The following is an 18,996-nucleotide window of genomic DNA, read 5'->3' on the forward strand; positions in this document are numbered from 1 at the left end:
CTGAGCGTACTTCGAAGCAAATAGGATGGAGGAGAGCCGCGAATGGACATCGATCGTTTCTTAACCCCGTACAAATGGGGACGGCCGGTGCTGACCGCATCGGGAGCCGAAGGCGCATTCGACAAGCATGCCGTCGATTGCCCGTTCGTGTTCCGGCACAAAGACCGATTTTACATGATGTACGTCGGCTTCGACGGCATCGGGTACCAGACGGCGCTGGCGGTCAGCGACGATTTGCTCGAATGGCGGCATCTGGCCGTCATTCTGCGGCATGGGGAACGCGAAGGCTGGGACGCCAGCAACGTGGCCGGCACTTGGCTGCTGAGAGACAACGAGCTGAACGGTCCGGCCACGCTGAAAAAGTGGGACGGAAAGTATTGGATGGCGTATCACGCTTATCCGGGCACCGGCTACGAGGAAGGCTCGGCGAAGATCGGTCTCGCCTGGACGGAGGACGAGGATTTGCTCGTCTGGAACCGGTTGGAGGACCCCATTCTGACGCCGGAGGAGGGCGCCGACTGGGAGCGGGGCGGACTGTACAAGGAATGCCTGCTGGAGCATGAAGGCACTTTCTATCTGTTCTACAACGCCAAAAACCAAAATCACGGACGCTGGACCGAGCAGACGGGTCTCGCCACCTCCAGGGATCTGACGAATTGGCGGCGTCATGAAGGCAATCCGGTGCTGGGCGTGACGCCGGACGCCTGGGACAGCGGCTTCGCCAGCGATCCGTGCGTGCTGCGCGACGGCGGGATTTGGGCGATGTACTTTTTCGGCTACGACTACAAAAAGGCGCAGGAGGGGCTGGCGCTGTCGGACGATCTGCTCCATTGGAGCAAGCATCCCGAGCCGATCATCCGCACGGGAGGCGAAGGCGAGCTCGACAGCGCGTTCGCCCACAAGCCGTCGATCATCGCGCATAACGGCGTGCTGTACCATTTCTACACCGCCAGCCGGCCGCCCCGGGAAGGGGATGCGTACGTCAACGTTTTTCCGGAGTATCGCTCGATTACCGTGGCGACTTCGCAGCCGCTGCGTTAAGAGGCAGGCAAGGAGCATTCGAACCGCACTTTCATGCGAAATGAAAGGAGCGGTTCGTTTTCATTCCGGGAACGCATTGACTTTTGGAACGTTCGGAAAATATAATTCATATATAAAAATTATTTTAATATATAAAAAGAGCTGAAACGCTTCGTGGAGGAGACACGCGGATGAAGCTGTTGGAGGATTTGCTCGTTCTCGATTTCAGCCAGTTTATGGCCGGACCGTTCGCGGCGATGCGGCTGTCCGATCTTGGCGCGCGCGTCATCAAGGTCGAACGGTCGGAGGGAGGCGACGCCAGCCGCGGGCTGACCTTGTCGAACTTGAAGGTCGACGGGGACAGCACGGTGTTCCACGCCATGAACCGGAACAAGGAAAGCTATGCCGCGAATCTCAAAGATCCGGACGATCTGCGGAAGGTGATACGGCTGATCGAACAGGCCGACGTGCTGATCGAAAATTTCCGTCCGGGAACGATGGCCAAGTTCGGACTGGATTACGCTTCCGTCCGGGAGCTGAATCCAAGGCTTGTTTACGCCAGCATTACCGGCTACGGTGCGGAGGGGCCGTGGAAGGACAAACCCGGGCAGGACTTGCTCGTGCAAGCGCTGTCGGGAATTCCGTGGCTGAACGGCAATGCGGATCAGCCCCCGGTTCCGTTCGGCCTGTCCGTCGTCGATATGTTTACCAGCGCCAACACGGTGCAGGGCATTCTGGCCGCGCTGATCCGGCGGGGCCGGACAGGAGAAGGCGGGCTCGTCGAGACGAGCCTGATGGAAGCGGCGCTCGATCTGCAGTTCGAGGTGCTGACGACGCACCTGAACGACGGCGGCCAGCTGCCGCAGCGCAGCCGGATCAGCGGCGCGCACGCTTACTTGGGAGCGCCGTACGGCATTTATGCGACTCGGGACGGTTACCTCGCTCTGGCCATGGGTTCCGTCGTCCGATTGGGCGAGCTGCTCGGCTGCGAGCCTCTGACCCGGTATCCGAATCCAAGCTCGTGGTTCGACGAGCGGGACGAGATCAAGGAGATTCTCGCTTCGCACCTGCGATCCCGCCCGACCGGCGAATGGCTCGCCCTGTTGGAGCCTGCGGATTATTGGTGCGCCGAGGTGCGGACGATGGAGGAGGCGCTCGGTCACGAAGGCGTCCGGGAGCTGGACATAGTGATCGAGGTCAGCCGACGCAACGGCGCGAAGCTGCGAACGACGAGGTGTCCGATTCGCGTGGACGGACAGCGGCTTGGGAACGAGGTGGCCGCTCCTTCGCTCGGAGAGGACACGGCCGCCGTCGACCGCGAGTTCGGGCTCGCGAGGTAACCGGGCGTGGCCGACAAGCCGCTGAGCGGGATTACGGTCGTCGATTTCAGTCAATTTCTGTCCGGGCCGTACACGGGGCTTCGGCTTGCGGATCTCGGCGCGCGCGTCGTGAAGATCGAGAATCCGCGAGGCGGCGATTTGTGCCGGCGGCTTTACATTTCCAATGTGGAGATCGAAGGGGACAGTTCGCTTTTTCACGCCATCAATCGGAACAAGATGAGCTTCTGCGTCGATCTGAAAGACGAGCGGGAGCGGCTGCCCCTCGTCCGTCTGCTGGAGAAGGCCGACGTCGTCATTCAAAATTTTCGTCCGGGGGTCATCGAACGTCTCGGCTTCGGTTACGAGGATGTACGGCGGATCAACCCTCGCATCGTATACGGCTCGATCAGCGGTTACGGAACGGAAGGCCCGCTGGCGGAAGCGCCGGGACAAGATCTGCTGGTGCAGTCGCTGACCGGACTGGCTCGGCTCGGCGAAGAAGACGGCGAAGCGCCGATGGCGTACGGCTTGGCGGTTGCGGACATGAGCGCGGGCGCGCTGCTGGCGGAAGGCATTCTGGCCGCTCTTGTCCGGAGGAGCATCGCCGGGCAAGGAGCGCTCGTCGAGGTGAGTCTGCTGGAATCGACGCTCGATCTAATGCAGGAAGCGCTCGCAGACGCGCCTGTCGGGGCTTTGGCGGCGAAGCCGGACGGGCTGCCGGCGGAAGCGCCGGTCGCCGGAGCAGCGGGGGCGTTCCGGGCAGAGTCGGGTCCGCTTCCGGCCGAGAGGCCGGACCTGGCGCCAGCGGAAATGTTCCGGGCAGAGTCGGGCTCCGAGTCGGCGAAGGCGCCAGACGTCGCACAAGCGGAGATATACCGGCCCGAGTCGGGCTTCGAGTCGGTGAAGGCGCCGGACGTCGCGCCTGCGGGAATTTACCGTACTGGGGATAGTTACATCGCGATCGGGCGGGGCGCTCCGCTGTTCGCGCTAGGTCGGGCGATCGGCTGGTTTGATGCGGAGGAACGGGTCCTCGCCCCGGCCGGCAGCCGGGCAGCGCAGCCGGGCATCAGAGAGCGGTTGCAGTCGAAGTTTGGCGAGCGAACCACGGCGGAATGGCTGGCCTCGATTGAGCAGGCGGGCATTCCTTGCTCCGAAGTGCTCGATTGGCCCAATCTGCTGAAGCATGACGGCTTCCGCGCGCTGGAGATGATCCAGACCGTCCGGCGAGCGAGCGGCGCGACTTTGGCGGCGCTTCGCTGTCCGATCCGGATCGACGGGAAGCGCTTGACCTCGGCCACGGGTTCCCCGGGCATCGGGGAGCATAATACGGCTATTTTGCGAGAGTTGGAAGGTCGCTGAGGATTTGGCTCCTGTTGCGCAAGAGAGCAACTAGATTGCTCACATTGGCTAGAATCCAGCGGATGGGTCGCAAGAGAGTAACCGGATTGCTCACATTGGCGAAATTCCGACGGATGGGTCGCAAGAGAGTAACCGGATTGCTCACATTGGCGAAATTCCGGCAGATGGGTCGCAAGAGAGTAACCGGATTGCTCACATTGGTGAGATTCCAGCGGATGGGGCGCAAGAGAGTAACCAGATTTCCTACATGGGCAAAGGAGGCGTTCGCATGATCGTCGATGCGCACCAGCACTTCTGGAACTTGGAGAAAGTCGCCTATCCATGGCTGGGGCCTCAGCACGGCGTCATCAACCGGACGTTCGAAGCGCCGGAGCTGGAACCGCTGCTGAAGGGCGCCGGCGTCGATCGGACGGTGATCGTTCAGGCGATGGATTCATCCGAAGATACGGCGTACATGCTGGAGACGACGGCCCGGCACGATTGGGTGGCGGGCGTGGTCGGCTGGGTCCCGTTGGACCGGCCTCGGGAAGCTCGCGAGCAGCTTAAGGAGTATGCGCGGAATCCCGTTTTCAAAGGGGTCCGGCACCTCATTCACGAAGAGGCCGACCCCGATTGGGTCGTGCGGCCCGAGGTCATCGAAGGATTGAAGGTTCTCGCCTCGTTCGGGCTGACGTTCGATGTGGTCGCGGTGTTCCCGAACCACCTGAAGCACGTTCCGACGCTCGCAAAACTCATCCCCGATCTGAAAATGGCGATCGACCACCTCGCCAAGCCGCCGATCGCCTCCAAAGGCTGGGAGCCGTGGGCGTCGCAGCTGGCGGAAGCCGCTTCATACCCGAACGTCTGCGCCAAAGTATCGGGGCTGAACACGGCGGCCGATCCGGACAACTGGACCGCGGGAGATTTGAAGCCGTACATCGATTTCGCGAAAAAGCATTTTACGGCGGATCGGCTGATGTTCGGCAGCGATTGGCCGGTCGCCAACCTGGCCGGCAACTACCAACGTGTGTTCGAAGCGACCCGGGAAGCGGTCGCGGATTACGGGGAGGAGGAGCGGCAGGCGATTTTCGGCCGGACGGCGATCCGGTTTTATCGGCTGGCGCTCTGACCTTCAAGAAAGGCGGGAACCGAATTGGCGGATCGATTGGAATTGGATTACAAGCCGAAGCTTCCGCGTGACAAAACCATGGGGATCGGCATCGTCGGCGCGGGGGAAATCGTACGCGAGGCTCATCTGCCCGCTTACCGGATGGCAGGCTTTCATGTGGTCGGCATCACGAACCGGACGCGCAGCCGGGCGGAGGAAACGGCGCGAAAGTTCGGCATTCCGAAGGTATACGACACCGCGCGGCAATTGATCGAAGATCCGGACGTGCAGATCGTCGATATCGCGCTGACGGCGGATCTGCAGCCCGAGATCGTGCGGATGGCGGCGCAAGCGGGCAAGCACGTGCTCTGCCAGAAGCCGCTGGGCGAGACGTACGAAGCCGCCGAGGAGATCGTCGCCATCTGCGACGAGTACGGCATCCGCGGAGCGGTCAATCAGCAGATGCGCTGGGCCCCCGGCATTCGGGCCAGTCATGCGGTTATGCAGCGCGGCTGGTTCGGCGAGCCGGTTCAAGCCGACGTTCAGGTCAACGTGCATACCGACTTTGCGGGCTGGCCGTTCTTGCGCGAGATCGAGACGCTGGAAGTGATGTATCACAGCATTCATTACCTCGATTCGATCCGCTTCCTGTTCGGCACGCCGGAAGCCGTCTTCGCCGACGGCGCCAAGTATCCCGGCCAAGCGTGCCGGGGCGAGACGCGCACGACGATTCATCTGCGTTTTCCGGGGGAGACGCGCGGACTCGTTCATGATAATCACAACAACTGGGCGCCGATGGACGACTGGTACGCGACGTTCCGGTTCGAAGGCACGAAGGGCATCATTACGGGCACGAACGGCGCGCTGTACAACTATCCGGAAGGCCGGGAGGATACGATCCGCTTCCTGTCCAAAGAGCTGTCGCCGGCGGTCTGGCACGAGCCGAAGCTGGAGGGCCGCTGGTTTCCGCATGCCTTCATGGGCACGATGGGCGAGCTCATGCGGGCGATCGAGGAAGGACGCGAGCCGGAGAACAGCGTTCGGGACAACCTGCTCACGCTGCAGATGGTGTTCGCCGCCTACCGCTCGATGGCGGAGCGCCGTCCGGTGCTTCTGTCGGAGATCGGAAAAAAAGAACCGGCTACCGGCGGCCGGACCGAAACGGAGTCGAGACCAAGTTGATCACGCTAAAAGGAATGACCTGGCGGCACGAACGGGGCATTCGTCCGCTCGAGGCGGCTTCCGAACGCTTCGCACAGCTGCAGCCCGGCGTGCGGATCGAGTGGGACGCCCGGTCGTTGAGCGATTTCGAACAGTATCCGCTGGAGCTGCTGGCCGACCGGTACGATCTGATCATGATCGACCACCCGCACCTTGGCGCGGCCGTCCGGCAGGACCTGCTGCTGCCGCTGAACGACTGGCTGCCGGAGGAGTTCCTCCGCGACCAAGCCTCCCACAGCGTCGGCCCGAGCTATGCCAGCTACACCTGGGAAAATCGCCAGCTGGCGCTGCCGCTCGACGCCGCGGCCCAGGTGAGCGCCTACCGCGCCGATCTGCTGGAACGGCTGTCGCTGACGGTTCCGCGGACGTGGGAGGAGGCCGCACGGCTGGCTCGGTCGCTGCCGGACGGCATGGCGATCGGCTTGCCGCTCGTTCCGGTTCATGCGTTCGCCAGCTTTTTTACGCTGAGCTCGCAGTATGCGAAAAAGCCGTTCTGGAGCGACGGTTCGCCGCTCCCCCCGTCGGCGGGAGAATATGCGCTCGGCGTGCTGCAGGAGCTTGCGCCGAGTCTGCACCCGCTGTCGCTGCATGAAGATCCGATCGCGATGTCGCAGCGGATGGGGGCAACCGACGAGATCGCTTATATCCCGCTCATTTACGGCTACTCGAATTATGCCCGAGACGGCTTCGTGCCGCATGCGCTGCGCTTCGCGAACATCCCTTCGGACAACGGCGCGCCGCGCGGCAGCATGATCGGCGGCGTCGGCCTGGCCGTATCGGCGCGCTGCCGCCATCCCGAGATCGCCGTCCGGTTCGTCCGGATGACGGCGGACGGTGAATTCCAGCGCACGGTTTTCGTCGAGAACGGAGGGCAGCCCGGTCATCGAAGCGCCTGGCTCGACGAGGAGGCGAACCGGCGCGCCAACGGCTTTTTCAGAGAGACGCTGCAAACGCTGGATGAAGGCTCCGTCCGCCCGCGCTTCGACGGGTACATTCAATTCCAGGAGCAAGCAGGCAGTCTGATTCGCGAATTTATCGCCGGCAACGGCACGGACCGGAAGGCGCTCGTCGCCAGGTTGAACGACATGCTGCGGGAGGCCGAAGGATGAAGGACTTCAAAGTGCCGGCTTTGGAAAAAGGCCTGGAAGTGATCGAGACGCTGTCGCAAAGCGCGGCACCGATGTCGATCGCGGAGCTGTGCCGGACGCTCGATCGCAGCACCGGCGAGCTGTACCGCGTGGTCGGATTTCTGGAGGAAAAGGGCTACATCGCAAAGGATCCCCATACCGGCAATTTCCGTCTGACGCTCAAGCTGTTCGAGTTGGCGCATATGCATTCGCCGGTGGAGCAGCTGCTGCGCGCGGCGGCCATTCCGATGCGCGAGCTGGCCGACGAGCTGAAGCAGTCTTGCCATCTAAGCGTGCTGCGCCGCACGGAACTCATCGTGCTGCATCAGGAGGAGAGTCCGCTCAAATACCGGTTGTCCGTCGAGGTGGGAGGCCGGTTCGACGCGCTCGGCACCGCCTCGGGGCGTCTGCTGACCGCCTATCTGCCGCGGGAGGAGCGGGAATGGCTGTTCGAGCGCCACACGGGCTTCCAGGAGATGTCCGATGGGGAGAAAGCGGCCCTGACCGAGAAAATCGAGCAAGTGAGAGCGGCCGGATACAGCTTCGCGGACAGCGAGTCCCATACCGGCGTCCGGGACTATGCCGTGCTGATCGGCAATCCGCAAGCCGGGTTTATGGCGGCGCTCGCCGTTCCTTGGCTGACCGTGCCGGGCGGAGCCATTCCCGAAGAGGAACTGCTCGCGAAGCTTCGGGAGCGGGCGAACGGGATCACGGGAGCGCTCGGAATGACGCCGGCCATCTGAATAATTCGCAACGTTTTCTTAAAAATGAGCGCTGTCCGCCCTCCGGAACCGAGTGTATGATGGCCGTAGATTCAACTTCGTAAAGGAGGACGGGCATGCGCATCGTCGGAATGAAAGTGGAAGGCCGGGAGCACCCGCTCGGCCTCGATTGTCCGGCCCCGGGCTTCGGCTGGTCCTATGAGGAATCGGCGGAGCGTTCGGTCCTGCAGTCGGCGTACCGGATTCGCGTGTATTCGGACGAAGCCCGTGAGGCGGCGAATGACGCGGACGTGTGGGACAGCGGAAAACGGGACGGGAGAGATCAAGCCTCTATCGTCTATGAAGGAAGTGCCTTGCAATCGGGAACCCGCTATTATTGGCGGGTGACGGTATGGGACCAGAAGGGGCGTTCGCGGGAAAGCGGGACGTCCTGGTGGGAGACGGGACTCTTGCATGAAGCCGACTGGCAGGGCGTATGGATTGGCGCGCCGGAAGGCGTAAGCGGTTCCGGCCGTCCGCTGCCGCTGCTCCGGAGGGAGTTCGCCGTCCGCCCGGGACTTCGGTCCGCCCGCGCCTACGTTTGCGGCCTCGGCCACTACGAGCTCCGTCTGAACGGAGCGAAAGTCGGCGAACGGGAGCTGGAGCCCGGCTGGACGCAATACGACCAAACGTGCCTCTATTCGGTGTACGATGTCTCCGATTGCCTGACGGAAGGGGATAACGCGGCCGGCATCCTGCTCGGCAACGGCTTCTACCATGTCGAGGGCGGCCGTTACGCGAAATTCAAAGGCTCGTTCGGCCGTCCGAAATGTCTCGTTCAGCTCGAATTGCGATATGAGGACGGAAAGAGCGAGACGATCGCAAGCGACGAAAGCTGGAGCGTCACCGAAGGGCCGATCGCCTTCTCGTGCATTTACGGCGGCGAGGATTACGATGCCCGCCGGGAGCAGCCCGGCTGGGACCGGCCCGGCTTCGTCGAAGACGGCCGGTGGACGCGAGCCGCCGCCGTTCCCGCCCCGCGCGGGACGCTCCGCAGCCAGCATGCGCAGCCGCTCAAGGTCATGCGGCGCTTCGAGCCGCTGGACGTGAAGCGGACGAAGTCGGGGGCGCGTCTGGTCGACTTCGGGCAGAATTTCTCGGGCTGGACGGAGATCGCGGTGGCCGGTCCGGCCGGGTCGACCGTTACGCTCATACCGGGCGAACGGTTGACGGACGACGGCGAACCGGATCAACGGATGTCCGGCTCGCCCTATCGGCTCTCCTACACGCTGAAGGGAGACGGCGAGGAGCGGTGGCGCCCTCGGTTCACGTATTACGGCTTCCGGTACGTGCTGATCGAAGGGGCCGCCCCGCTTGGAGACGGATCCCGGGAAGAAGCAAAGGCGGAAGCGGAGCCGCAGACAGCCCCGGCGGAAGCGGAGCCGCAGGCGGATTCGACGGAAGCGGAGCCGCAGGCGACGCTGCTCGGGATCGAAGGGCAGATGATCTATCCGGACATCGCGACGACCGGGGCGTTCCGCTGCTCGGACCCGATGCTGGAGCGGATTCACGAGATCATCAACCGGGCGATTCTGAGCAACACCAAAAGCGTCTTCACCGACTGCCCCCACCGCGAGAAGCTGGGCTGGCTGGAGCAGGTGCATCTGATGGGGCCGTCGATCCTGTACAACTACGATGCGGAAAGCCTGTTCGCCAAAGTGATGGACGACATCCGCGACGCCCAGCAGCCGAACGGGATGGTGCCGACGATCGCGCCGGAGTACGTGGTATTCCAGCCGCCGTGGGACATGTTCCGCGATTCGGTATCATGGGGAGCGGCCTATGTGCTGACGAGCCTGGAGCTGCTTCGCCGTTGCGGCCATTCCGGCAGCATGCGCAAGCATTACGACGGCATGAAGCGCTATGCCGAATACGTTTTTTCCCGCTTGGAAAACGGTCTCGTGCCGCACGGGCTGGGCGACTGGTACGACGTCGGCGAGGACGGCCCCGGCTTCGCGCAGAACACGCCGGTTCCGCTCGTGGAGACCGCGATGCTTTACGCGATGCTGACGGCTCTGGGCGAAATCGCCCGGCTGCAGGACCGTCGGGAAGATGCCGCCCGCTACGCGGAAAGACAAGCCGAGCTGAAGCGGTCGTTTAACGCCGCATACTCCAATGCGGAGAGCGGCTTGTACGCCGGAGGCAGCCAAACGGCCCAAGCCATGCCGCTGGCGCTCGGACTCGTCGAGCCGGAGCAGCGCCGGCGCGTGCTGGGCGTCTTGGTCCGCGACATCGAAGCGAAAGGCTCGCATACGACCGCGGGCGATATCGGCCACCGCTTCGTACTGGCGGCGCTGGCGGAAAACGGGCGGTCCGACGTCATCTATCGGATGACCCGGCAAACGGACCATCCCAGCTACGGATACCAGCTCGCGCACGGGGCGACGACTTTGACGGAGGCTTGGGACGGTCCGACCGTCGGCAAGTCGCAAAATCACTTCATGCTCGGACATATCGAGGAATGGTTATACAAGGGGCTGGCCGGCATCGATCCGGAATTCGAACCCTCGGCAGGAGCGGTTCACATTCGGATCAAGCCGGCCGTCGTCGGCGATTTGCGCTACGTGGACGCCCATTGCGCCACGCCGGCCGGACGGGTCGCCGTCCGCTGGGAACGGCTCGGCGAGGACGGTCTTCGCTTGCGCGCCGACATTCCGGCGAACGCTCGGGCGACCGTGCATGTGCCGGCGGTTTCGCCGGAGTCGGCCAGGGAGGAGGGAGCCGCCATCGCGAGCGCTTCCGAGCGTGCGGCTTATCTCCGATATGAGGACGGCTGCGCCGTGTTCGCGGTCGGATCGGGAACGTACGCGTTCGAGAGCGCGATCTCGCCGGGGCTTGAGCCGCAATCATCGCGAATGGAGGGAAGTGCGTGAGAACGATTTTTTTCGAGGAATACGAAACGGGGGTCGAGCGTCTCTCGGCAGGGCGCACCGTCACGGAGACGGACATCGTGATGCATGCCGGCCAAACCGGCGACTTCTACCCGCATCATATGGACGCCGAGTGGTGCCGGACGCAAGAATTCGGACAGCGGATCGCGCACGGCACGCTCGTGTTCAGCATCGGCATCGGCATGACCGCGGGCGAGATCAACCCCGAGGCCTTCTCCTACGGGTACGACCGGCTGCGCTTCGTGAAGCCGGTGTTTATCGGAGACACGATCCGCGCCAAGGCGACGATCAAGGAGAAGCGCGAGCACCCCAAACGAAGCGGCTACGGCTTCGTCGTGGAGCTTGTCGAGGTGCTGAACCAGCTCGGCGAAACGGTGCTCGTCTGCGAGCATCTGCTGATGGTCCGCAAGCGGCCGCAATAAGAGAAGAACGGAGCGTTCCGCGTGAAGCGGGACGCTTTTTTCGTTATCGACGGCTTATCGCCCATTCCTGCAAAAGTGCAGTTATTATCGGGCGAAAACGGCTATCCGACGCGAAAACCTGCAAAAGTGCAGGCTTTTGATGGCCTGGTGCCTCGACTTGGCTAGGTAACGCCGAAAAAGTTGCACATTTGCAGGAATTTCCACGCCGACGAATGATGCTTTTGCTAAAACCTGCATAATTGCAGGTTTTCGAACCGGGTGTTCATGACGAGGATGCACAAGCGATAAAAAACATCGCCTCGGACAACCCGGCGCCGGTCGCTCTTCGATTCATTAAAAATCGACATCCGAATTTTAAAATCGTTCTCTATATTTCCCCCGTCCGAAAGCGCTAGCATGAGAGTATACGATTCGAAAAGCGAGGCTGATGCGCGTGGGTTACGAGAAAATGAAGCAGCGTTTCGCGAGCGCCGATCCGCGCTTCGGGCCGGTTCCGTTCTGGTGGTGGAGCGGCGAAGAGGTGACCGAAGAACGGGTGCGGTGGCAGCTGGAGAAATTCCGCGCCGGCGGATTGAGGAACATCGGCATCATCCAACTGGCGCCGACCGGCCCGCAGTACGGTTCGGTCGGCGACCGCCCGGTGTTCTTCAGCGAAGACTGGTGGAGATTGTTCGAGGTCGCGCTGCGCGAGGCGGAGCGGCTCGGCATGTATCTGTGGTTCTATGATCAAATCGGCTTCTCGGGGGCCAACTTGCTGGCAAGGATCGTGGCCGAGCGTCCGCAGCTCGCGGGCTATCAGCTGCGGCGGTTCCGCGACAGCGGCGACATTCCCGAAGGGTCGGTCCGCTTGGCCGAGCATGACGGCTTTTGCTACGCCGCCGTGCGGCAGGGCTTCAACTGGCTCGACCCGAACGCGACGCTGCTGCTCATCGACCGCGTTCACGGCGAGTTCGAGCGGCGCTTCCCGCACGATCTCGGCCGGACGATCGCCGGAAGCTTCCAGGACGAGCTGCCGCCGCTGCCGCTCTGGACGCCGGAAATTTCCGAAGCGTACCGGGACAAGTTCGGGGAGAGCCTGGACGATTCGCTGCCGGCGCTGTTCGAGGATTTGCCGGGCGCGGCCGAGGTGCGCAGGCGGGTTTACCGTTTGGCCGCGGAGTTGGCGGAACGGGCGTTCTTTATCCCGCTCGGGGAGTGGCACGAGAAGCGGGGCATGCTGATCGGATGCGATCAGGCGGGACCGGCAAGGCGGGTCGAGGTTCACGGGGCGCAGCGGCTGTACCTGGACTATTTCCGGACGCATCGCTGGTACAATTCGGCCGGCTGCGACATGGACGGAGAGATCAAGCCGCATTCGTCGATGGTTCATTTGCACGGCGGCAAACGAGTGTGGCTGGAAGCTTTCCACTCCAGCGGATGGGGCGGCACGCTGGAAGAGACGATGCACTGGCTCGTTCCCTGGTTCCAGGCGGGAGCGACGCTTTACAGTCCCCATGCCGTCTATTACAGCACGAGAGGCGGCTGGTGGGAGTGGGCTCCGCCGGATACCGGCTGGAGGCAGCCTTACTTCGAGCACTATCCGGTGTTCGCGGACACGGTTAGCCGCGTCTGCGGCCTGTTGTCAGAAGGGACGCACGTGGCCGACGTGGCCGTTCATTATGCGTCCTATGCCGTCAGCGGGTTCCTGTCGCTCGAGGACGGCGGCAAGAACGAGCATCCGATGGCGGTGTCCAACCGGGTGCCGAACGAGAAGGTCGCGCATATCGACCGCGTCTACAAAAAGCTGACCAGCCGCTGGAACCGCAAGGAGCCGGAGGAGACCGGCGCGCTTCGCGATGTTCGGCGGGACTACGACGTCGTGGACGATTCCGCGCTGATGAAGGCCATGCCGGAAGGCGAAGAATTGGCGATCGCCGGCGAACGGTTCTCCGTCGTCGTCCTTTGCGGGACGGAGGCGATGGACGAGGCGGCGAAGCAAAAGCTGGAGGAATGGATCGCCCAGGGAGGCTGGGTGATCGCCGTGGATGTTCCCGCCGAAGAGCGGACGCTGGCGGGCGCTGCGTACGCGGAGACGCCCGAGGAGGCGGCGGCGCTCATCGACGAACGCCTGCCGAAGCGGATCGAAGGGGCGGGGATGGCGCTGCAGCGCCAGACCGATGACGCGGATGTGTTCCTGCTGCTGCCGCCGCACGGACTGCTGGCGATGCATGAACCCGCCGAGCCGGAAACGAAGCTGCCGGAATCGGCGAGCTATCGGCTGCGGACGGCGGGCGAGCCCGAGCTGTGGAATCCGGTAACGGGGGAGCGCAGGCCGCTTCCTCACAAGCGGGAGGGAGAATGGGCGGAGCTTGAGGTTCCGTTCGCCGATTGGCCGGCCGCTTTGATCGTTTGTCCGCGCGGACGGGAGGCGGATGCCGGGAAAGGGGATGCCGCCGGACGGAATGGAGACGACACGGCGCCGGACGCCTCTTTCGGTGTGCCGGACACATCCCGAAGCGTCGGCCTGAAGCCGGCCGTTCCGGCGGCACCGCTTCAAGCGGCGGGCAGCGTCGAATGGGCCGGGCCATGGAACGTAACGGCCGTGCCGACGCTGGATAACCGTTACGGAGACTTCGACTTGCACGACGAGCGTCCGGAGCTGCTCGGCATCGAGCGCCGGTCGTTCAAGGTCTGCGCCGAACGCGTCCCGGCGGAGGGCGAGCAGGCCGGCTGGCACCGGCCCGAGCTCGACGATTCGGCCTGGGCCGAACGATTGTGGAGCGAATCGGCGTATTGGCTCGCCTCCAAGGGCGAGTCGTTCGACCCGGAAGCCGCATGGCCCGTCGTGTACAGCCAGACGTTCGGCGATCTTTCCTTCCGCACATGGGCCGGCCGCATGGGGCGGGTTCCGCGCCGGTTCCTCAACCTCGGCAAGGCGGAGCCGGGAGAGACCGTCTGCGCCCGGACGCATGTGATCGCACCGCAAACAGGCCGTTATTGGATCCGCGCGGAGACGAACGCAGCGCTGACGGGACGGGTGAACGGCCGCGCGATCGAATGGACGGGCGGACCGGAAGAGATGACCGCCAGGATCGACCTGAAAGAAGGCGGCAACGAGCTGGAGCTTCTGGCGAAGGCGCGTTCTTCCGGGCTCATCCGCGTCGGCGTCGAAGTGAACCGGCAGGCGGGCGAACCGCTGCCGAAATACATCTACGTCCGCAGCCCGAACCTGCAATCGGCGCTCGTCAAGCGGCTGGAAAGCCCGTCCGGGCGAGCCGTGCGGCAGGTCCGGATCGAGTTTGCCGCCAGAGGGCGGGCGGCCTTATGCGTGAACGGAACGATGCTGACCGAGCACGGCGACTTCAATCCGTATATCCGGCAAGGCCAGGAGGAAGTCGATGCGTCGGCCTGGTGGAAGGAAGGGCTCAACGAAGTGAAGGTGACGCTTCCCGAAGGCCAGGGGGAAGTGCTCATCGACGGCGTCGTCGAATTTGAGGACGGCGGCCGGACGGTGTTCTGCACCGGCACCGATTGGCGCGACGAACGGGGCGGAGAACCGCTCGTCTACCACGAAGCGGTGCTGCAGTTCGCCGAGACCGAGACGCTCTGGATTGCGCCCCGTCCCCATCCGCTGAAGGATGTCGGCTGGCTGATGCCCGAGTCCGCGCCGGAGATCGATCCGCTTCCGTTCCTGGCCGATCCTTCCGCGATCGGCAAGCCGGTCTGGCTGCGCTTCCCGCTTCCGGCCGGAGCGGCGGAGATGACTCTCCGCTGCACGGGTCGGGCGCGCGCATGGCTGAACGGCGCCGAGATCCCGCTTCGCGGCGGCAAAGCGGAATTTCCGCCGCAGCCGGCCGGGACGACGATGGCGATCCGCGTCGAGCCGGCCGGAGCCGAATCCGAAGCGGCGGTGCTGACCGGCCCGATCCGCTTCCGGACGGCGAAGGTACAGGGAGAGCTCGGCGACTGGCGAACCGCGCTGAACCTGCCTCACCACAGCGGCGCGGTCGAGTACGAGACGACGTTCGAAACGGACGGCCGCGGTCGGATCGCGCTCGACCTCGGGCACGTGCGCGGCACGGCGGAGGTTTGGATCGACGGCAAGCCGCTCGGCGTCCGTCTCTGGCGGCCGTACCGGTATGCTAGCCGCGAGCTGGAGGCGGGGAGCCACCGTATGCGCGTCCGCGTGACGAATACGCTCGGCGCCCACTACGAGGTCGGCCGTCCGTCCGCCGTCGTCGGCGCGAACAATGCGGTCATGTACTGGACGCACAGGGATCAATCGGCCTGGCGGCCGGTATTCCCGGCCGGCGGATTGTTCGGTCCGGTGCGTCTGGCGGCAGAATGAGATACGGGAGGAACGCAGCATGATCGACCCGAAGACGCCGAAACTGTTGTACGGCGGGGATTATAATCCGGACCAATGGCCGCGGGACATCTGGGAAGAGGACATGCGCTTGTTCAAGCTGGCCGGAATCGACGTCGTGACGCTCAACGTGTTCGCCTGGGCGCTCAATCAGCCGTCCGAGGACGTCTACGATTTCGGTTGGCTGGACGAGGCGATGGACCTTTGCGAGCGGAACGGCATCCGCGTCTGCCTGGCCACGGGCACCGCAGCCCATCCGGCCTGGATGGCGACGCGGTATCCCGATGTGCTGTCGGTCGATTTCGAAGGCCGCAAGCGCAAGTTCGGCCAGCGCCACAATTCGTGTCCGAACAGCCCGGCCTATCGCCGGTTCGCCGCGGAGCTGGTGCGAAAGACGGCCGAGCGCTACCGGAACCATCCGGCGCTCGCCGTCTGGCACGCCAACAACGAGATGGGCTGCCAATGCTATTGCGACACGTGCGAGCGGGAATTCCGCAGCTGGCTGAAGCGCCGCTACGGAACGCTCGATGCCCTGAACCGGGCGTGGAACACGCGATTTTGGGGACATACGTTTTACGATTGGGACGAGATCGTCCTGCCGAATCTGCTGAGCGAGCACATGAACCGCAACCGTCCGGAACAGACCGCTTTTCAAGGGATCACGATCGACTATTACCGCTTCAACTCGGAGAGCGTGCTCGCGTGCTACAAGCTGGAATACGACATCCTGAAGGCGGCGACGCCCCGCATTCCGGTCACGACGAATCTGCACGGCCACGGCACCTACAAGCCGCTCGATTATTTCGAGTGGGGCCAGCATTGCGACATCGTAGCTTGGGACAATTACCCGGCCTACGATACGCCGACGGCGACGACGGCGTTCCGCCTCGACCTGATGCGCGGACTCCGGAACGGCCAGCCGTTCATGCTGATGGAGCAGACGCCGAGCCAGCAGAACTGGCAGCCTTACAACTCTCTCAAACGGCCCGGCGTGATGCGGCTGTGGAGCTATCAAGCGGTCGCGCGGGGCGCGGACACGGTCATGTTCTTTCAGCTGCGACGCTCCGTCGGCGCCTGCGAGAAGTTCCACGGCGCGGTGATCGAGCACGCGGGTCACGAGCATACCCGCGTCTTCCGCGAATGCGCCGAGCTCGGGGAAGAGCTTACGAAGCTGGGCGACGCCTTCCTCGATTCGCGCCTCGAGGCCAAAGCGGCGATCGTGTTCGACTGGGAAAACTGGTGGGCCGTCGAGGCTTCGAGCGGACCCAGCGACGCGCTGCGCTACGTGGACGAGGTGCAGAAATATTACGACGCCTTTTTCGAGAATCGGATCCAGGTCGACATCGTCAACGCGGAAGCGGACTTCGACGGCTACGACCTGATCGTCGCGCCGGTTCTGTACATGATCAAGCCAGGCGTCGCCGAGCGGATCGAGCGGTTTGTACGAAAGGGCGGAACGTTCGTCACGACGTTTTTCAGCGGCATCGCGAACGAGACCGACTTGGTGACGACCGGCGGCTATCCGGGCGAGCTGCGGCCGCTTCTCGGCTTATGGGCCGAGGAGATCGACGCGCTCTTCCCCGATCAACGCAACCGCATGCTGGTCGAGATGGACGGGATGCAGGCATCCTACGAGTGCGGCATTTTGTGCGACCTCATCCATACGGAAGGGGCCGAGGCGCTCGCCTGTTACGGAGACGATTTCTACAGGGGCATGCCTTGCCTGACGCGCAACGCCTTCGGACAAGGGCATGCCTGGTATGTGGCGACCAGCCCGGAGCCGGCTTTCCTGCGGGATTTCGTCAAAAAGCTGTGCGATGACCATCGGATTCGGCCGGTGCTTGCGGAAGCGCCGGCAGGCGTCGAAGCGACTTGCCGGACAAAGGGCGGAATGTCGTACACGTTCCTGCTTAACCATAACGACGAGGCCGTCTCCGTCCGGATGGAGAAAGGCGGCAAACGCGAATTGCTGACCGGCAGAGAGCTGCCGGAAACGTTCGAGCTTCCCGCCAAAGGCGTCATGATCGTCGAGCGGCCGAGAGAGGAGAATGCGCCATGCAGCTGAGCCGGGACCGCGTCGTGGCGGTATATCTGGTGGAAACGCCGCACTCTCTGGAAAAAGCGGCCGAGGTGCTGGCCGGCGAGCAGTCGACCGGCACGTTCACGGCGGTTCCGGGAGAAACGGCCGATTTGAAGAAGCGGTTCGGAGCCCGGGCGGAAGGAATTCGCCCGCTCGGAACGGCGGCCGCTCCATCCTTGCCTGGGGCTGCTATTCCGGCGCCCGGCGGCGGATACAACCGGGGGGAAATTCGCATTTCTTTCCCTCTCCACAATTTCGGCCCGTCCATTCCGAATCTGTTGGCGGCCATCGCCGGCAACTTATATGAGCTGAAGGAGCTGTCCGGCCTGCGGCTCGTCGATCTGGAGCTTCCCGCAGCGTTCACGTCCGCCTACCGCGGGCCCAAGTTCGGCATCGAAGGGACGCGGGAGCTGTGCGGCGTCCGGGGCCGGCCGATCATCGGCACGATCGTCAAGCCGAGCGTCGGCCTGTCCTTGGAGGAGCTTGGGAGGCTCGTCTTCGAGCTGGCGATGTCCGGCCTCGATTTTATTAAGGATGACGAGTTGAACGCCGATCCGCCTTACGCACCGTTCGAACGGAAGGTGGATACGGTCATGGACGCGATCCATCGGGCCGCCGACAAGACGGGCAAAAAGGTGATGTACGCCTTCAACATCACCGGAGACCTGGACCAAATGCGCCGCAATCACGACCGGGCGATCGCGGCCGGAGGCAACTGCGTCATGGTCAGCGTCAACAGCGTCGGTTACGCGGCGTTGACGGAACTCAATCGTTACAGCGAGGCGCCGATCCACGGCCACCGCAATCAATGGGGGATGCTGACTCGCAGTCCGATGCTCGGCATGGACTTCCGCGTCTACCAGCAGCTGTGCCGGCTGGCCGGCGCGGACCATCTGCACGTGAACGGGCTGAGCAGCAAATTTTACGAGTCGGACGAATCGGTCGTCCGATCGATCCAATCTTGCCTTATGCCGCTCGGCGACACCCTCCTGCCGATGCCGGTCCTCTCTTCCGGGCAGTGGGCGGGGACGGCGGTGAAGACGTATGCGCAGACCGGTACGCTCGACGTCATGCACTTGGCGGGCGGCGGCATTCTCGCGCATCCCGACGGACCGGCCGCCGGCGTGGAGAGCATGAAGCTCGGCTGGGAAGCGGCCCTGAGCGGCGAACCGCTCGCCGTCTATGCCGAGCGTCACCCGGCCTTGCGGCGGGCGATCGAGAAGTTCGGCCGGCCGGTGGAAACGGTTTCTGAGAAATCGACATTCGAATCTTAGTTTTCATCCGTTTCGGGTCCATCCGCCCAGGCTGTATCATAAAGACATCGGATGACAACGGTTTCAATCATGTTCAACATCGGTAATTCG

Annotated in this window: 13 protein-coding genes; all 13 read left to right on the forward strand. The window is 63.6% G+C overall.

Features of this window, described 5'->3' with window-relative positions; genetic code table 11:
- Positions 1-42: 42 nt before the first annotated feature.
- Positions 43-1,041 (forward strand): glycoside hydrolase family protein, encoded by a 999-nt coding sequence (locus tag H7C18_RS08850; protein ID WP_185128662.1) that lies wholly within the window; start codon positions 43-45, stop codon positions 1,039-1,041.
- A 170-nt stretch (positions 1,042-1,211) separates the two neighbouring features.
- Positions 1,212-2,360, forward strand: a complete 1,149-nt coding sequence (locus H7C18_RS08855) for a CaiB/BaiF CoA transferase family protein (RefSeq protein ID WP_185128663.1) — start codon at positions 1,212-1,214, stop codon at positions 2,358-2,360.
- 6 nt (positions 2,361-2,366) lie between these two features.
- Positions 2,367-3,698, forward strand: a complete 1,332-nt coding sequence (locus tag H7C18_RS08860; RefSeq protein ID WP_185128664.1) for a CoA transferase — start codon at positions 2,367-2,369, stop codon at positions 3,696-3,698.
- A 268-nt stretch (positions 3,699-3,966) separates the two neighbouring features.
- Positions 3,967-4,806: an amidohydrolase family protein gene (locus H7C18_RS08865; RefSeq protein WP_185128665.1), complete on the forward strand. Its 840-nt coding sequence runs from the start codon at positions 3,967-3,969 to the stop codon at positions 4,804-4,806.
- Between the two features lie 24 nt (positions 4,807-4,830).
- On the forward strand, positions 4,831-5,967 hold the full coding sequence (locus H7C18_RS08870) for a Gfo/Idh/MocA family protein (RefSeq protein ID WP_238357557.1): 1,137 nt from the start codon (positions 4,831-4,833) through the stop codon (positions 5,965-5,967).
- Positions 5,964-7,115 carry an ABC transporter substrate-binding protein gene (locus H7C18_RS08875; protein WP_238357558.1) on the forward strand — a complete coding sequence of 384 codons (1,152 nt, stop codon included), beginning with the start codon at positions 5,964-5,966 and terminating at the stop codon, positions 7,113-7,115. The genes H7C18_RS08870 and H7C18_RS08875 overlap by 4 nt, the downstream gene beginning before the upstream one ends.
- Entirely contained in the window at positions 7,112-7,876 is a 765-nt protein-coding gene (locus H7C18_RS08880; protein ID WP_185128666.1) for an IclR family transcriptional regulator, read from the forward strand. The genes H7C18_RS08875 and H7C18_RS08880 overlap by 4 nt, the downstream gene beginning before the upstream one ends.
- A gap of 95 nt (positions 7,877-7,971) precedes the next feature.
- Positions 7,972-10,767 (forward strand): alpha-L-rhamnosidase, encoded by a 2,796-nt coding sequence (locus tag H7C18_RS08885; RefSeq protein ID WP_185128667.1) that lies wholly within the window; start codon positions 7,972-7,974, stop codon positions 10,765-10,767.
- On the forward strand, positions 10,764-11,207 hold the full coding sequence (locus H7C18_RS08890) for a MaoC/PaaZ C-terminal domain-containing protein (protein WP_185128668.1): 444 nt from the start codon (positions 10,764-10,766) through the stop codon (positions 11,205-11,207). The genes H7C18_RS08885 and H7C18_RS08890 overlap by 4 nt, the downstream gene beginning before the upstream one ends.
- Positions 11,208-11,228: 21 nt before the next feature.
- Positions 11,229-11,372 (forward strand): hypothetical protein, encoded by a 144-nt coding sequence (locus H7C18_RS08895; protein WP_185128669.1) that lies wholly within the window; start codon positions 11,229-11,231, stop codon positions 11,370-11,372.
- Positions 11,373-11,640: 268 nt separating this feature from the next.
- Positions 11,641-15,534, forward strand: coding sequence for a glycosyl hydrolase family 2 protein (locus H7C18_RS08900; protein WP_337913176.1), 3,894 nt, complete (start codon positions 11,641-11,643; stop codon positions 15,532-15,534).
- 19 nt (positions 15,535-15,553) lie between these two features.
- Entirely contained in the window at positions 15,554-17,617 is a 2,064-nt protein-coding gene (locus tag H7C18_RS08905) for a beta-galactosidase (RefSeq protein WP_185128671.1), read from the forward strand.
- Complete coding sequence (locus tag H7C18_RS08910; protein WP_185128672.1) at positions 17,608-18,906, forward strand: RuBisCO large subunit C-terminal-like domain-containing protein; 1,299 nt, start codon at positions 17,608-17,610, stop codon at positions 18,904-18,906. The genes H7C18_RS08905 and H7C18_RS08910 overlap by 10 nt, the downstream gene beginning before the upstream one ends.
- Positions 18,907-18,996 lie beyond the last annotated feature (90 nt).

The organism is Cohnella zeiphila, from assembly GCF_014212055.1.
Classification (GTDB): Bacteria; Bacillota; Bacilli; order Paenibacillales; family Paenibacillaceae; genus Cohnella; species Cohnella zeiphila.

Excerpts from the sequence above, each read along its gene's own strand:
- H7C18_RS08865 (WP_185128665.1), top strand. The coding sequence starts at position 3,967 with ATGATCGTCGATGCGCACCAGCACTTCTGGAACTTGGAGAAAGTCGCC.
- H7C18_RS08880 (WP_185128666.1), top strand. The coding sequence starts at position 7,112 with ATGAAGGACTTCAAAGTGCCGGCTTTGGAAAAAGGCCTGGAAGTGATC.
- H7C18_RS08855 (WP_185128663.1), top strand. The coding sequence starts at position 1,212 with ATGAAGCTGTTGGAGGATTTGCTCGTTCTCGATTTCAGCCAGTTTATG.
- H7C18_RS08850 (WP_185128662.1), top strand. The coding sequence starts at position 43 with ATGGACATCGATCGTTTCTTAACCCCGTACAAATGGGGACGGCCGGTG.
- H7C18_RS08910 (WP_185128672.1), top strand. The coding sequence starts at position 17,608 with ATGCAGCTGAGCCGGGACCGCGTCGTGGCGGTATATCTGGTGGAAACG.
- H7C18_RS08885 (WP_185128667.1), top strand. The coding sequence starts at position 7,972 with ATGCGCATCGTCGGAATGAAAGTGGAAGGCCGGGAGCACCCGCTCGGC.
- H7C18_RS08905 (WP_185128671.1), top strand. The coding sequence starts at position 15,554 with ATGATCGACCCGAAGACGCCGAAACTGTTGTACGGCGGGGATTATAAT.